13 protein-coding genes are annotated in these 16,108 nt (G+C 43.6%); 3 read left to right on the top strand and 10 right to left on the bottom strand.

From position 1 onward, the window contains the following. Positions 1-158 precede the first annotated feature (158 nt). From M0N77_RS11380 to M0N77_RS11345, 8 genes are all read right to left on the bottom strand, one after another. A complete protein-coding gene (locus tag M0N77_RS11380; RefSeq protein ID WP_353105290.1) occupies positions 159-1,283 on the bottom strand; it encodes an FAD:protein FMN transferase in 1,125 nt (374 codons plus the stop codon). Between the two features lie 145 nt (positions 1,284-1,428). Then, positions 1,429-2,229 carry an SDR family NAD(P)-dependent oxidoreductase gene (locus M0N77_RS11375; RefSeq protein WP_353105289.1) on the bottom strand — a complete coding sequence of 267 codons (801 nt, stop codon included), beginning with the start codon at positions 2,227-2,229 and terminating at the stop codon, positions 1,429-1,431. A 183-nt stretch (positions 2,230-2,412) separates the two neighbouring features. Next, the gene (nqrF, locus tag M0N77_RS11370; RefSeq protein ID WP_353105288.1) at positions 2,413-3,648 is read right to left on the bottom strand and encodes an NADH:ubiquinone reductase (Na(+)-transporting) subunit F; all 1,236 of its coding nucleotides are present in this window, start codon (positions 3,646-3,648) and stop codon (positions 2,413-2,415) included. Between the two features lie 113 nt (positions 3,649-3,761). After that, positions 3,762-4,370 carry an NADH:ubiquinone reductase (Na(+)-transporting) subunit E gene (gene nqrE, locus M0N77_RS11365; RefSeq protein ID WP_353105287.1) on the bottom strand — a complete coding sequence of 203 codons (609 nt, stop codon included), beginning with the start codon at positions 4,368-4,370 and terminating at the stop codon, positions 3,762-3,764. Then, a complete protein-coding gene (locus tag M0N77_RS11360; RefSeq protein ID WP_353105286.1) occupies positions 4,370-5,041 on the bottom strand; it encodes an NADH:ubiquinone reductase (Na(+)-transporting) subunit D in 672 nt (223 codons plus the stop codon). Before M0N77_RS11360 ends, nqrE begins: the two co-directional genes overlap by 1 nt. Before the next feature lies 1 nt (position 5,042). Further along, positions 5,043-5,960, bottom strand: coding sequence for a Na(+)-translocating NADH-quinone reductase subunit C (locus M0N77_RS11355; protein WP_353105285.1), 918 nt, complete (start codon positions 5,958-5,960; stop codon positions 5,043-5,045). Further along, positions 5,941-7,176, bottom strand: coding sequence for an NADH:ubiquinone reductase (Na(+)-transporting) subunit B (locus M0N77_RS11350; protein ID WP_353105284.1), 1,236 nt, complete (start codon positions 7,174-7,176; stop codon positions 5,941-5,943). Before M0N77_RS11350 ends, M0N77_RS11355 begins: the two co-directional genes overlap by 20 nt. A gap of 5 nt (positions 7,177-7,181) precedes the next feature. Next, a complete protein-coding gene (locus M0N77_RS11345; protein ID WP_353105283.1) occupies positions 7,182-8,531 on the bottom strand; it encodes a Na(+)-translocating NADH-quinone reductase subunit A in 1,350 nt (449 codons plus the stop codon). A 750-nt stretch (positions 8,532-9,281) separates the two neighbouring features. On the opposite strand from M0N77_RS11345, the gene hisA reads away from it, so the two are divergent. From hisA to M0N77_RS11330, 3 genes are all read left to right on the top strand, one after another. Continuing rightward, a complete protein-coding gene (hisA, locus tag M0N77_RS11340; RefSeq protein ID WP_353105282.1) occupies positions 9,282-10,022 on the top strand; it encodes a 1-(5-phosphoribosyl)-5-[(5-phosphoribosylamino)methylideneamino]imidazole-4-carboxamide isomerase in 741 nt (246 codons plus the stop codon). Positions 10,023-10,059: 37 nt separating this feature from the next. Continuing rightward, complete coding sequence (locus M0N77_RS11335; RefSeq protein WP_353105281.1) at positions 10,060-11,778, top strand: mechanosensitive ion channel domain-containing protein; 1,719 nt, start codon at positions 10,060-10,062, stop codon at positions 11,776-11,778. An 82-nt stretch (positions 11,779-11,860) separates the two neighbouring features. Beyond that, positions 11,861-12,163, top strand: coding sequence for a hypothetical protein (locus tag M0N77_RS11330; protein WP_353105280.1), 303 nt, complete (start codon positions 11,861-11,863; stop codon positions 12,161-12,163). 95 nt (positions 12,164-12,258) lie between these two features. Here the strand turns inward: M0N77_RS11330 and rnr are convergent, their stop codons facing one another. Further along, positions 12,259-14,523 carry a ribonuclease R gene (gene rnr, locus M0N77_RS11325; protein ID WP_353105279.1) on the bottom strand — a complete coding sequence of 755 codons (2,265 nt, stop codon included), beginning with the start codon at positions 14,521-14,523 and terminating at the stop codon, positions 12,259-12,261. 178 nt (positions 14,524-14,701) lie between these two features. Then, positions 14,702-15,937 (bottom strand): toxic anion resistance protein, encoded by a 1,236-nt coding sequence (locus M0N77_RS11320; RefSeq protein WP_353105278.1) that lies wholly within the window; start codon positions 15,935-15,937, stop codon positions 14,702-14,704. Positions 15,938-16,108 lie beyond the last annotated feature (171 nt).

Raw genomic sequence — 16,108 nt, 5'->3', positions numbered from 1 at the left:
ACAGTAAGATGACTGTAAGATTCAACGCCAGATATAAGAGAGCTACCAAAAAATATAAGGTAGAATATAAAAAAACAGCCGATCTATTAATCGACTGTTTGTGGTTTTTTTATGCTTAAAAATCAACTGGCTACTGGCTACTGGCTACTGGCTCAGTATTAACTGGCCTTATCCGCCCGTAGTTTTTTCATAGCTAGGTTTTCTACGATTTGCCAGTCCTCTAAAGTATCGGCTTTAGTATTATCTTGCTTTATCAAAATGACAAACATCGCTGCTATATTTTGCGCCTCTGCAGTAGCCAAAGCTTGCTGATAAGGCATAGCGGTCAGCGCAGTGGCCCAAGCATCAGCTAGTGCTACTGACTCTGCTGCAACCGTTACTGATGGCGCGCCTGCTACAATGGGCTCCCCGGTAGTAGGGTCTATGGTATGGCTGTAGCGTTTACCATCGAAGATAACAGAGTTGCGATAGTTTCCTGAAGTTGCTAAATGCATTTTATTGCTATTATTTAAAGGCTGGCGAATAGCGGCAATCGTTTGACGCTCAGTGACCGTGCTACCTTCAATAGGAGCGTCGATAGCGATTTGCCAAGGCTGCTGTTGACTATTAACCCCTGAGGAGGCGACTTCACCGCCAATCTCTACCATATAATTACCAATCTGATAATTGTCTTTGAGCACCTCAGCAATGACATCGACGCCATAGCCTTTAGCCACAGCAGAGAAGTCTAAGCCTACGCCGTCTTTGGTTTTATATAGACTATCACCCTCTTGTACCACGCTTTTGAAGTCAACCAAAGCTTTGGCTTGCGCAATCTCAGCTGGGCTTGGCGGACTTTGCAAACGCTCCACCGTCATCGTACTGCCAAAACCCCAAATCTCAATCAATGGCATAACGGTCGGATCAAAAGCACCGGCTGACTGCTGGTAAACTTGTCTAGAGACTTCTAGCACATGACTAAAATCGGCATCGATAGTAATGGGCGTGTCTGCTGCCAATCGATTAAATTTAGAGATAGTAGAGTCATCTTGATAAGTAGACATGCTGTCATTGATTTGCTCAAGGCGCTCATCAATTGCTGCTTGAATATCAGCTTCGTTAGCATCTTTGGGCAACTGATAGCTAATATGATAGCTAGTACCCATGGTCTCACCACTAAGAGTAGTGTAGTCCGATATAGGTTGCTGGCAAGCACTTAGACTTAGGAGCGCCGCGGTACTGACAGTAGCCAGTAGGATTTTATTAGCGCTTATAACAGAGGGACGGAGCGATAAATTTGTCATAGGAATAATAGTAATCAGCATAAATAAGGTTAGGAATATAAATTAGTGCTGCCTATCTTACACCCCTAAACCCTATTAATCATCATTATGGCAAAAAGCTAGCGGCTTTTAGACAAAGCTTATAGCACAATCACTGTAAATAAAGCTATCGAACCTGCGACTTACGAATCAGCTTATAAAGCTTAGGCGGTGATAAGCGATTGACTCTAGTTGCCATTCTCTCTTGTCTGCCGCCGACAATGATGTACTCTTCACCTTTACTTAGGGCCTTGACCACTTGTTTGGCAAAATCAGTTGCTGTCAGCCCTTTGCTGGTCGCTTCATCCATAGTGCCTTGAGCGCTGCCATCTCCTGTCAAAGCGTTGATTGAAACGTTAGTTTGGATAAAGCCTGGGAATATCGTTGCCACTTCAATACCTTGATCATAGAGCTCGGCGCGTAGACTATTGGCCCAAAGGTGAATAGCGGCTTTGGCCGCACTATAGGCGCCGCGATATTGGGTGCCGATTAGACCAGCAATACTAGACATCATCACAATTTTACCGCTGCCTTGAGCGAGCATCTCTGGCAGCACTAAGCGAGTTAGACGCGTTTGCGCAAAGTAGTCTAGCTCCATAATCTGACGCTCAACCGTCTCGCTAGTATCCATAATCAGCGAGCGCTGAGAGACCCCAGCATTATTAATAAGCCAGTCAACTTTGCCGGCTTTATTTATCGCACTCTGGTAAGCCGCTTTACTTTGTGCGCTATCACTAATATCAAAGGCAACTATATGATGATTTTTTGACTTTTTACATTGCTTTTTGACTTGCTCTAATTTGTCTTCGTTGCGACCGCTCAAGATAATAGTCGCGCCTTTTTTGGCAAAGGCAATCGATAAAGCCTCTCCCAAACCACTCGAAGCGCCAGTGATCCAGATAGTTAAGTCCTTAAAATCGGTTTTCATAATCTTCCTTGTATATCATTTGCGATAATAAATACTATATAACACTACCGCAAGATTACTAGTAAAATTTGTAGAGATAGTTTTTATGACAAATAATAGCCATAAAAAAAGAGCCTCAATGGAGACTCTTAATTTGCAACAGTGTAATTATATTAGCTTAACTATTGGATCTAACCACCTGATCTAACCACCAAAGTCATCAAGCATAATGTTTTCATCTTCTACGCCCATGCTATGCAGCATATCGATGACAGCAGCGTTCATCATCGGTGGCCCACACATATAATACTCACAGTCTTCTGGGTTTGGATGATCTTTGAGATATTCTTCTAGTAACACGTTATGAATAAAGCCCGTATAACCATTCCAATTATCTTCTGGTAAAGGATCTGACAAGGCCACATGCCACTCAAAATTATCGAACTCTTCTGCTAGCTGATCGTAGTCTTCAACATAGAACATCTCACGAATAGAACGAGCACCGTACCAAAAGCTGATTTTGCGATCAGTTTTTAGACGTTTGAGCTGATCAAAGATATGCGAGCGCATAGGAGCCATACCTGCACCGCCACCAACGAAGATCATCTCCGCATCGGTGTCTTTAGCAAAGAATTCACCGTAAGGGCCAGATACTGTTACTTTATCACCAGGTTTTAAGCTAAATGTCCAAGAAGACATTTTACCTGGCGGTATACCTGCAGGGCCACGTGGCGGAGGGCTGGCGATACGAATATTAAACTTGATGAGGCCTTTTTCTTCTGGATAATTCGCCATTGAATAAGCACGAATCACTGGCTCATCGACTTTTGAGACGTAATCGAAGATACCAAATTTTTCCCAATCCTCTCTATACTCTTCTGCGATATCAAAGTCTTTATAATGGACTTCATGCGGCGGCGCTTCTAACTGCACATAACCGCCTGCCCGGAAGTTTACCTCTTCGCCCTCTGGAATTTTTAGTACCAATTCTTTGATAAAGGTAGCAACGTTATCGTTAGAGATAACTTCACATTCCCACTTTTGTACATCAAAAAATTCAGGGTCAATCTCAATTTTCATATCTTGCTTGACCGCGACCTGACAAGCAAGACGCATGTGGTTGCGAATCTCACCTTGGGTAAAATAACCCTCTTCGGTCGGCAAAATAGAGCCGCCGCCTTCGATGACACGGCAGCGACATTGTGCGCAAGTACCACCGCCGCCACAAGCTGAAGATAAAAATATACCTTCACTAGCTAAGGTTTGTAGTAATTTACCACCGGCAGGGGTCACAACATCATTATCGGGATTATCATTAATATGGATAGTGACATCGCCTGAGCTGACCAATTTAGAGCGCGCCGCTAAAATAATAGCGACTAGCCCCATAATGATCACAGTGAACATAGCAACGCCACCAATTGCCGTAGCATAATCCATGGTAGGTATCCTTAATCTATGGAGTAGGGGCTTGCAGCAATACTGCTTTTTGTCTGCAAGCCTCTACCTAATAAATGAGTTAAATAGCTCATATAGCTAGTATGATCTACCGCTTAAATTGACATACCGCCGAATGACATAAAGCCAAGCGACATCAGTCCAACGGTGATAAAGGTGATGCCTAAGCCTTGCAAAGGACCTGGAATGTCCGAGTACTTAAGCTTTTCACGAATACCAGCTAGGGCGACAATAGCGATTGCCCAACCAAAACCTGCACCGACACCGTAAACGACAGACTCACTAAAGTTATAATCACGCTCTACCATAAATAGTACGCCGCCCAAAATAGCACAGTTAACGGTGATTAGTGGTAAAAACACCCCTAAAGCGTTATAAAGTGAGGGCACAAACTTATCTAAGAACATCTCTAAAATCTGTACAGTAGCGGCAATAAGACCGATATAACTGAGTAGTCCTAAGAAGCTTAAGTTAATATCAGGGAAGCCGGCCCAAGCTAGCGCTCCGCTTTTTAGGATGAACTGAAACAGTAAGTTATTTAGCGGTACGGTAATGGCCATTACTACAATAACAGCAACCCCAAGACCAATAGCGGTTGAGACCTTTTTAGAAACTGCCAAAAAGGTACACATGCCTAAAAAATAGGCTAGTGCCATATTTTCAATAAAGACTGAGGTTATAAATAAACTAACATAATGTCCCATTAGTGACCGCCTCCTTGTGCCATGCCTTTAGACTGCGGCTTCATCACAAAATCAGCTTCTTCGATTTGCTCTGGTTTCCAGATACGCACAATCGCAATAAATAAGCCGATGATGAAGAAGGCTGAAGGTGGCAATAATAATAGACCGTTTGGTAAATACCAACCGCCATCGGTAACCGGCTGCAAAATAGTGATACCAAACCAAGTACCCGCGCCCAGCAGCTCACGAATAGTGGCAACGAATAACAGTACCGCAGAGTAGCCTAGACCGTTACCAATACCATCCAAAAAGCTCGGTATCGGTGGATTGCTCATAGCAAACGCTTCGGCACGGCCCATAACGATACAGTTGGTAATAATCAAGCCAACGAATACCGATAGCCCTTTACTAACATCATAAGCGACCGCTTTTAGTACCTGATCGACCAAGATAACTAAGGAAGCGATAATGGTCATCTGCACAATAATACGGATACTAGAGGGGATTTGTTTACGAATAATCGAGATAAAAAAGCTCGAAAATGCGGTTACTAGAGTCAGCGCCACACACATAACCATAGCATTGGACATGCTAGTGGTTACCGCTAGTGCCGAACAAATACCTAATATTTGCAAACCGATAGGGTTATTATCAAAAATAGGCGTGGTTAAAATGCTTTTTACATCAGCCATGTTATGCCTCCTTGCCGTTTGCTACTGGTAGTTTTGCTGCCAGCTCGGTTGTCGGTTGCGCTTGATCAGTGTTTAAATTATTAGAAGCTTTAGCCGCTTGAGTATCCGCGTTATCGATGCTCTCGCCGCTTTCTTGACGTAGCGCATCTAGATAAGGCTTATAGCCTTGATCGCCAAGCCAAAACTGAATCATATTACTGACGCCGCGGCCTGTTAGAGTCGCACCACTGATACCATCAACCCAGTTCTCTTTTGGGTTACCCGCTTTGGTGACGCCGGTTGCGACCGCGCCGCTTTCATCGTAAGAGTGAATACCGCTCCACTTAGCGCGCCATTCAGGCTCTTCGATACGAGCGCCTAGGCCTGGGGTTTCTTTATGCTCATAAAAGCTGATACCTTTGATGGTATTCATATCACTCTCAAGCGTTAAGAAGCCATAGATTGTGCCCCATAGACCGTAGCCTTGGATGGGCAGTACTACCATTTCAGGCTGTCCGGCCTCATCATTTTTGACATAAACTTTGGCGTACTTAGGTACACGGCCAATACCCGCTGGATCATTAGCGCCTAAATCATTGCTTAGTGCCTGGTTTTTGGTGGCTTGGCTAGCATCATATTCATTGCGATCGGCAATACCAACATCTATGAGTTGATTGTCATCTAAGTAGTTACCAGCACTTAAGTCAACGATTTCGACATCAAAGTCTTTAAAACGTTCGGCAACATCAGTGGCAGTATCTTTTTCGGCGTCATACATGCCAGCAGCGACTAAGATGTTTTTATTACGATCTAAGCGAGCGTTTTCAACTTGCGCCGGTTTTAGGCCTACCGCTACGGCGGAGACCAATACTGAGCAAACTAAGCATAACGTTAATGCTACGCTGATGGTTTTTGCATTATTACTTTTGGGCTTGGACATAACGAACCCTCCGTGCGGTTTGGCGCTTAATATTGGCTTGCGTGACAAAGTAGTCAAACAATGGCGCAAATAAGTTAGCAAATAAAATGGCAAGCATGATGCCCTCTGGGAAGGCAGGGTTGACGACACGGATAAGAACGGTCATAAAACCAATCAAGATCCCATAAGCCCAGCGGCCTTTATTAGTATGAGCAGCCGAAACAGGATCAGTCGCCATAAAGACGGCACCAAAGGCGAAGCCGCCGATCACTAGATGCCAATAAAAAGGCATCTCCATCATTAAGTTATCCTCTGAGCCAATCATATTGAAGACCAGTGAAGTGGCAATCAAGCCAAGGACACAACCGGCCATAATGCGCCATGAAGCAATACGCGTCCATAATAAGAACACCGCACCGATCAAAATAGCTAAAGTCGACACTTCGCCGACACTACCTTGGATGTTGCCAAAAAAAGCATCACTCCAAGTAATCGCGCGGCCATAGACATCAACGAACTGATCTGGACTAACCCCTAAAGCAGCTAGGCCAAGTGGCGTCGCGCCTGAGAAACCGTCTACTGCTGTCCATACCGAATCGCCTGACATATACGCAGGATAAGCAAAGTACAAGAACGCTCGTCCTGATAAGGCAGGGTTCAAGAAGTTTTTACCCGTACCACCGAATACTTCTTTGGCGACAACGACACCGAAGATAATTCCCAAGGCCACTTGCCATAAAGGAATATCGGGCGGCATGATTAGCGCGTAGAGTACCGAGGTCACAAAGAAACCTTCGTTGACTTCATGACCACGAGTGACCGCAAAGATAATCTCACAAGTGATACCGACTGCAAAGGTGACAATGTATATCGGTAAAAACTGCATCGCCCCGTAGACGAAACTGGCCCAAATGCTATTGGGGTCATAGCCTGCCATACCGGTGATAATCGTGCGCCAGCCATCAGGCTCTAGACCCAACTGCGAGATAGCGGTGAGCGCTTGATGACCAACGTTATACATCCCAAAAAACATCGCTGGAAAAGTACATAACCAAACGGTGATCATAATACGTTTTAGATCGATACCGTCACGCACATGCGAGGAGGTAAAAGTGGTTGAGCTTGGTTGACGCAAAAACGTATCGAACATCTCAAAGATGGCATAATACTTCTCGTGTTTGCCACCCTTAGTGAAGGACGGCTCCATACGATCGAACATATTGTGTAAAAATTTCATCGTGGTTAGCCCTCCAGCTCAATGCGCGTTAAATTATCACGCAAAATATCGCTGTATTCATATTTACCGGGAGAGACAAAGGTGCACAAGGCCAAATCTTCTTCGTCTAATTCAAGTACGCCCAAATCAACAGCCGTCAACATATCTTCAATAATCAGCGCGCGTAATAGCTGCGTTGGCAGATAGTCTTGTGGCATGATCTCTTCGTAGATACCGATTGGCACCATTGCTCGCGGTGAGCCATTAGTAGTAGTGGTAAAGTTGTATTTTTTCTTAAAAAATTGCGAGATGTAGATTGGCAATTTTGAAAAGCGGTTTTTACCCGGACTAAAGAAGTGAAAAGCGGGTCGCTCATAACCTTCTGCAAGCACACTCACCTGATCATGGAAACGGCCAAGATAGGAGACATTGGCAAACAATTTACGACCAGAGAGCACTGAGCCTGAGATAATACGATTATCGCCATCGATTAGCTGACCTTTAGTCAAGGCTAATAGATCAGCGCCGCGCTCGGTAGCCACTAAGTGTGGATTTTTGACCGCAGGGCCTGCCAAACTCACCAAACGGCGAGTGTATAAACGGCCAGTAGTGAATAGTTTACCAAGCGCTATCACATCTTGATAACCGATGGTCCAAACACTAACGCCGCGACTAAGCGGATGCAAAAAGTGAATATGCGTACCCGCTAGGCCTGCTGGATGCTTACCGGCAAAGCTATGATACTCAGTGACGTTATCTTTGGCTGTCTTAGCAACCTTTGGCAAATTAGCGTCGGCATGATGACAGACAAAGGTCTTTGGACTCAAAGTCGACAGTACCGCTAAGCCGTCATTGAAAGCTTGCAGCTGCTCATTGATCAAGAGCATAGGATCAAAAGCTAATGGATTGGTATCCATTGCCGTGACAAAGATAGCGTGAGGACGAGCACCAAGCTCAGGCGCACGGCTATAAGGACGCGTACGAAAAGCGGTCCATTCACCTGAGGCGAACAGCTGCTTTTCAACGATTTCAGAGTCTAGGTCAGCGAGTTGCTGGGAGTTATAGCTGTCAAACTCTATTTCTTCACCATTGGGGTCAACGGCAATCACTAGACTCTCAAACACCCGACGTTCACCGCGTTTGATAGCGATGACTTTACCAGCAGCAGGGGCAGTGTAGATCACGCCAACCCGTTTTTTGTCTTCAAAAACGGGTTGACCTTTAGCTACTATGTCGCCTTCTTTGACATTCATAGTGGGTTTCATACCCACGTAGTCGTAGCCAATTAAAGCTACTTGTGCAGGTCGGTGTTCAGTTATCTCGCGAGAGGGTTCACCAGTGATGGGCAAATCCAAACCTTTTTTGATGGTAATCATAAGCGAAAACTTAGTCCATAGTCTAAAACGATACCAGACGTCCTGTATGGCATAACGGCAGCATGAGTAACAGCATCACCAATAAAAGCGCTCATCTTAACTACTTAGCAGTTAGTAGAGGGCAGGCTTTTTGTGGTTAATGCTAAATCATGACTACTATAAAGAGTATCAACGCTGACCTTAGACTCCTTAACAACACGTTAATATCTTATTCGAATGACCAAAGTGGCGACCGGCTACCAGGGTGCATGCTAAGACTACTAAGTCAAAATCACTTTTTATAACAAACTGCCATAAAAAAGACTTTCAACCTTAATAGGCTTATCATACGTTTTGTTAAAATCTTGAAAAAGTAGAGCCAGTTCTTTGTTATTCAATGATAGCTTGACGATAATCCATTAACTAAACCACTGACTCAGTAAACAGGTCGTCGACTAAGTTGGCAGGTCACACATAGATTTATAGATAGCAAGCTATTTTCGAATAGAAACAAATACAAATATACCTAGGATTATACGCTAAATTGACCTAAAATTACCAGTTAGTAATAAGATTTACTTAATATTGTGGTTGATTTGATATCATAAAACTTCTAGTTATCAATTACTTGCTGATAATTTAGTTTTTTTATCCTCAAATAAGCTCCCCACTCTTTTATCTATTGTGTTCTTTAACTTATTAAACGCTACACTTGTAAGCTAGATTTTGAATCTTTGTTTCATTTTATATCACCTTCATTAGGAGTGTTTTATGTGTGCTGCGCCTGTAATTATCCCAGCTATTGACCTAAAAGATGGCAAATGTGTGCGTCTAAAACAAGGCCGTATGGAAGATGATACGGTCTTCTCTGATGACCCTGTCGCTATGGCAGCGCGTTGGGTCAATGAAGGGGCTCGCCGCTTGCATTTAGTCGATTTAAACGGTGCTTTTGACGGCGTACCTGTGCACAAAAAAGTCGTTGAAGATATTGCCAAAGCTTATCCTAAGCTGCCCATTCAATTGGGCGGTGGTGTACGCACTATGAACACTATCGAGCAGTATATTAGTGCGGGTCTGACTTATATCATCATCGGCACAAAAGCGGTGGAAGATCCTAGTTTTGTCACCGAAGCTTGCCGCGAGTTTGCCGGACATATCATCGTTGGTATCGATGCCAAAGACGGCCTGGTTGCCACTCATGGCTGGGCTAATGTTACCGATACCAAAGCGACAGAGCTTGCCAAGCGCTTCGCTGATGTAGGCGTGTCTTCTATTGTCTATACCGACATTGCGCGTGATGGCATGATGCAAGGCGTCAACGTCGAGCAAACCGTCAACCTTGCTCGCGAGGGCGGCATTCCGGTTATCGCTTCAGGCGGCGTCACTGACATGAAAGATATCGAGCTACTAAAGCCTTATGGTGATTGCTTAGAAGGCATCATTACGGGCCGCGCTATTTACGAGGGTTCCTTAGACTTTGCTGAGGCTCAGCGCTACTTGGACCGCAAATAGTCGTTCAGGCTTTTTAATACAAAACTATAGGCTGCTTATGGCTGCTCCTTTTGATGACTTACTACTTTTAAGACCGCTGTTGCATGAACCAAAGCGGTTTGTGCGACTATTAATAGCTAGTCAAGTGCTGCTGCTAGCTCTCTTCATCACCGTGCCTGCATTTGCCGCTAGTGAGGCTACTAGTAACACCTCTGAAAAAGTCTTAGCAGATACAGCAAGCGCATTAGGTTTGCCAGAAGATGCTCTAACCACCAATGCTAAACAAGACGCTAGCGTAGAAGGCAGTAATACTGACAGCAAAGTAACAGAGTCCGCACCAAGTGAGAGCGTCAAACCGCCTCCAGTTATCAGTGGTGAGAGTACTAATAATGCCCAAATAGAAACCACGCCAACGCCGCAAAAAGATAATGAGATTCGCGAGCGGATTAGTGGGATTTTTTCTGAAATCGATGGTTTGCAAGCGATTAACGTCAGTGTCAATAAAGGGGTCGTTAGCCTAACGGGCGAGACGCCAAACGAGAAAAAAGCGCAACAAGCGATCAACCTAACTAACCGTATCACGGACGTGGTGACGGTGGAGGATAAGATAGAGCGCACCCTTGATGTCCAAGACAATGTCAGTACCGTTTATCAAGGGCTAAAAAATCAGCTAAGAACGCTGATTAAAGCGCTACCTTTACTCATTGTAGGTATTGTTATTTTTGGCTTTGTCGCTTGGTTTGGTAGCTGGTTATCCAAACGCCAAAGCATGTGGAAACGCCTGACTCCCAATCCTTTTGTCGCAGAGCTACTATCACAAACGGTAAAGGTTATTTTTATCGTTATTGGTTTGATATTGGCTTTGAGCTTAATAGGCGCTGAGACGGTACTAGGAACGCTGCTTGGCGGCGCTGGCGTCATCGGTATCGCCGTTGGTTTTGCGGTAAAAGATAGTATCGAGAATTATATTGCCTCATTGCTGCTGAGTATTCGTCAGCCTTTTCGCGCGCGTGACCAGATTGCTATTAATGGTCAAGAAGGCATCGTAGTTCGGCTGACCTCAAGAGCGACTATTTTGATGACGTTAGATGGTAATCAGCTACGTATCCCCAATGCCGAAGTGTTCAAAGGCACTATCTTAAATTACACCAAAAACCCAGAGCGGCGCTTTACCTTTGAGCTAGGTGTAGATGCCAACGATGATCCTTTGGCTGCCATAAAAGTAGGTCTAGACGCTATCTGTCAGCTCAAGTTTGTATTGGATGAACCAAAAGCTATTGCGGTTATCAATAATGTTGGCGATTCTAACATCATTCTTGAGTTTCAGGTCTGGGTCAATCAGTCGCAGACAGATTTTGCCAAAGCTCGTAGTATCGCCATTCGTGAGACCAAACATGCGCTAGAGAATGAAGGCTTTAGCCTACCTGAGCCTATCTATCGTCTGCGTTTCAATGACAAGCTAGAGCAAGCGCTTGAATATATACCAGAAACCAAAGCCAAAAAAGCAGAGGAACAGGCCGCTGATTTGACCATTACTCCGACTACGGTTGAAGAACCAAACCAAGCCATTGGTGTAGATAGTAGTGAATCGAGTAATATCGATGATGAAGAAAAAAGGCGAGCCAAAGCGCGAGCCAAATATATCCTACAAGGGCGTAATGCCGATGAAGTGCTTGACGCTAGACCTGATGCCAAGCTGATGGAAAAGGTCGAACAAGAAATTGCTGAAAATTCTGATGAAACGGATTTATTAAATAATAATAGTCCACAAGAGTAGCTAGCTAAAATGGCAATAGCATTTAGTAAGCATAGCTTTTAGATGAAGTTGAGAGTAATAGAATATTATTGAGAGAACAACTATGCAAAGAAAACACCTAATTGCCTTTACTATGGCGACTATCTTTTTATTGCTCGGATTCAATGTCATTAATGGTCAAAAGCATGAGCAAAATAGAGCGGCTTCAGTGCAGAGTACAGCGCCGATAGCGTCAGAAACTAGCGCTACTGTTGGCAGTGATAAAAGCGTAACTGATACTAGCATTGCCAATAAGCCGCTAGGCGAACAACCTAAAGCAATTATTGATAATGTTGCCGCTGATATCGAGCAAGCGCAGCAAATGGATAAGGATCGACTTGAGACAAGCTTAAATGAGGCTCAATAATACCATTCACTCTCCCTAAATTAACGACATAAAAAAAGGCTAACTTTGCGTTAGCCTTTTTATTTACATCTAGGTTTATCGATTCTCAAAGTAGATTAGCTTTTTTTGCTATTACCTCTACTACGACTATTGCCTTTTTTGGTAGCACTCTTTTTGGCAGAGTCCTTTTTAGTTTGATTCATCTGACTAGCTTTTAGCTTTTCTATCAAATCAAAATCAATCTGCAGTAAGTCCATATTGACGCCAGCGACTTTTACTTTGACCAAATCACCAAGACCAAATAGCGTACCTTTATCCTTACCAATAAGCTGCTGCTGCTTTTCATCGTAGACAAAGAAGTCATCGCCAACATTGGAGATATGCACTAAGCCGTCGATATAAAGATCGGTCAGCGTGACAAATAGGCCAAAGTTAGTGACACTAGTCACTACGCCTTCAAAATCCTCACCGATATGATCTTTCATATAGTGACACTTGAGCCAAGATTCGACATAACGCGATGCTTTTTCAGCACGGCGCTCCGTATCAGAGGTTTGTGTGCCAGCTTCGTCTAAAGAAAAATCCATAGCTGGCTGCTGAGTCTTGGTGACTTTTGCTTTAATAGCGCGATGCAACATCAAATCAGGATAGCGACGAATCGGCGAGGTGAAGTGACTGTATTCATCATAAGCTAAGCCAAAATGACCGATATTGTCAGGGGCATAATTGGCCTGCATCATCGAGCGCAGTAACATACTATGAATACTAATGGCATCTGGACGATCTTTAGTCGCTTCAATAATACGCTGATAATCGGCCTGAGTTGGACTCTCTTCTGGGAAAGGCAGCCCAAAGTTTTTGGCATATTCATGAATGCGCATTGACTTTTCGCTATCCGGCTTATCATGGTTACGATAGAGTACCGGTAGCTCGTGTTTTAAAGCAAAGTTTGCCGCACAAGTATTGGCTAGCAGCATACACTCTTCAATCAGTTTGTGCGCGTCGCCGCGAGTACGGGGAACAATAGCTTTGATGCCGCCCTGCTCATTGAACTGAATATAAGTCTCAACGGTTTCAAACTCCATGGCATGACGCTCTTCACGCTTTTTGACTAATAAATCATAGAGCTGGTGCAAAGTATCGACTGATTTTCTGACCTCTTTATTACCCGTTAATGACTTAGGAATACTGTCATCTTTTGGATTAGCAAAATAGTCGTTGACTTGATTATAAGTGAGACGTGCTTGCGAGTTCATCACCGCTGGATAAAACTCATAGCCTGTAACATTGCCGGCACGTGATACCTTAATATCAGCAACCATACATAAGCGGTCAACATTAGGGTTCAGTGAACAAAGCCCGTTTGACAGCACCTCTGGTAACATAGGCACCACTCGATGCGGGAAGTACACCGATGTGCCGCGCTCATAAGCATCCTTATCGAGCGGCGAATTTGGTGTTACGTAATGGCTAACATCAGCGATAGCCACTAATACTCGGTAGTTACCACCAGAGCGCTTTTCAGCAAATACCGCATCATCAAAATCGCGTGCATCTTCGCCATCGATAGTGATAAGAGGAATATCACGCAGATCAGTGCGGCCTTTGGTGTCTTTTTCTGTTGGCTCTTCATAATCATTGGCTTGCTTGAGCGCTGCATCGCTAAACTCCGATGGAATATCGTAGTTCAGTAAAGTGGTCTCAATAATAAGCTCACGATCATTGTCATCATTGAGTACGGCGGTTACCTTGCCAGTCGCAAATTCGTGCTGATTGGGCCAATCGATGATATCAACTTTGACCGGATCACCGACTTTAGCGGCAAGTGAGCTGACATTATCATCAGTAACGGTAATAGGCTGATGATTATTCGGACTACCCAGCTCAACACAATAGCCTTCTTCGTCTTTAGCTAAAGTACCGATAAATTGGTTTTGTTGACGGGAGGTGACATCAACGATACGTCCTTCAGTACGACCACGATTGTCAATCGAAGTACCGACAGCCTTAACAGTATCGCCATTAAAGACCCAGCGCATTTGCTTTTCGTGCAAAAACAGATCTGGCATATCGGAGAGTACCACAAAGCCAAAGCCTTTTGCATGAGCAGCAACGACACCGCTTACGATATCTTGTTTGGTTACGGTACGAAAGCGTGAAGGGCGTCCCTCACGGGTGATCTGTCCATCGCGCACCATAGCTTTTAGACGATTCGCTAGCGCTTCAATCTGATCGTCATCATCAATATTAAAGGCATTTGCCAATTTTTGGTGTGTCGTTTCGCCTAGCTCATTAATCGTGTTGATGATTAGTTCACGACTAGGGATAGGATTGACGTATCTTTTTGCCTCACTCGAGGCGTTTGGATCATTCCAACTCATAAATTACCATTTCTGTTTTTAAAATTATTAGTAAGGGCTATCTTAACACGAACACGCAGGTAATATCTTGTGTCAATTGTTCGCTATAGGTTTGATAGTAAATAGAAATACGCCCGATGGACGAGCGTATTAGAGATTTTAGGATTTATTGTGTTAAATTATCATGCGCAGTCTAGAGTCAAATATCGATACCAGATTTATCCGTTATCCTTTTGCTATCTAACTCTTTTGATACCTCTAACACAGTGGTTTGATTAGATTTATCAAGATATTTTTGTGCTTTATCGACTTCTGTAGTCAAAGTATTGACAGTTTGCTTCATATTCTCAAGCGCTTCAACTTTGTAATTACTGATCATATCCATGGTCTCATAGACATTATTGAAGGCGTTTTGCAATTTATCAAGCTCAATAGTGCTACTCGTCGCTTGCTGATGAATCTCGCCCGATTGACGTTTGAGCATCTCAGAGGTCGACTCAATAAGGCTACTGGTAGTTTTATTCAGCGCAGTGATTTGATCAAGCACTAACTTTTGATTGGTCATCGCTTGAGCAACAACCACCGCGGTACGTAGTGCTGAAACGGTAGTAGTAGTAGCGCGATCCACGCCTTTTATTAGCTCTAAGTTATTTTTACGAATAGTGTCGAGAGCTAGATAACCTTGAACGTTGACCGCTAATTGAGTCAAGAAGTCAGTATTTTTTTGCCGCACATAAAACAACATCTCTTCTTTAATAATGCGCGCTTTTTCAGGATCTGTCGCTTCAATAGCATAAATTTTTTCCTCAAGTTGTTCATCGATCTTTTTGCCAACGTAGATATACTGACGAATAGACTGCATCAGCTCCCACATATTGACCTTTTCTTGTTCGATAGTGGCATTGTCTTTTAAGAGCTCATCTTTACCGTTATAAAGGCTAGTGACCACCGCATTGATATGCGACTGCGCCGACTCATACTGACGAAAATAATCTTGTACTTTATTGCCAAAAGGGATAAGCCCAAATAGTTTACGCGAACTGGTTAATTGCTTTTTGCTCGGATCCAAGTCCTCAACAATGCCGCGTAGCTCAGTCAGTGACTTTGCAATCGGTGAGTTATCAAACAAGCCATCATTAAGACTTTTGGCTGGCAGCTCTAGCATGCGGTTAGAAACCTGCGCCGATTCGCGAATCTCTTTAGAGCCTAAGTTGTGAATGGATTGTATATTTTGTTTAAATTCATCACTATGGACAGAATTGGTCAAAACATGATCGACAAAAGCATCAACCTTAGCATCAAGCTCTGGAATTTGGCTTTTATCAAGCTTGACCATTTGATCGGCTTCGCTTTTTTGCACTTCTCTGACAGGCTCAGGAGCGCTCAAAGAGATACTGGGCGTATTAGCGTTTTCAGGTGGCGTTAGTTCTTGCATAAAAAATCCTATAATTTTTGATAAGAATATTATTTTTGCGACTATATGAGTTATTTTGTCTAAGATTCATCTTACACTTAGCTTTTATTATTTGCTTAGCATTTGAGTTGTTATTTTATAAAGGCGCTAAGTATAAAAATAAAAAACCACCAATACACGTCCGTATATTGA

The sequence above is a fragment of the Psychrobacter sp. AH5 genome (assembly GCF_040371085.1).
GTDB lineage: Bacteria > Pseudomonadota > Gammaproteobacteria > Pseudomonadales > Moraxellaceae > Psychrobacter.
The sequence above is the reverse complement of the archived record's forward strand: the minus strand, read 5'-3'. Positions and strand labels throughout refer to the sequence as shown.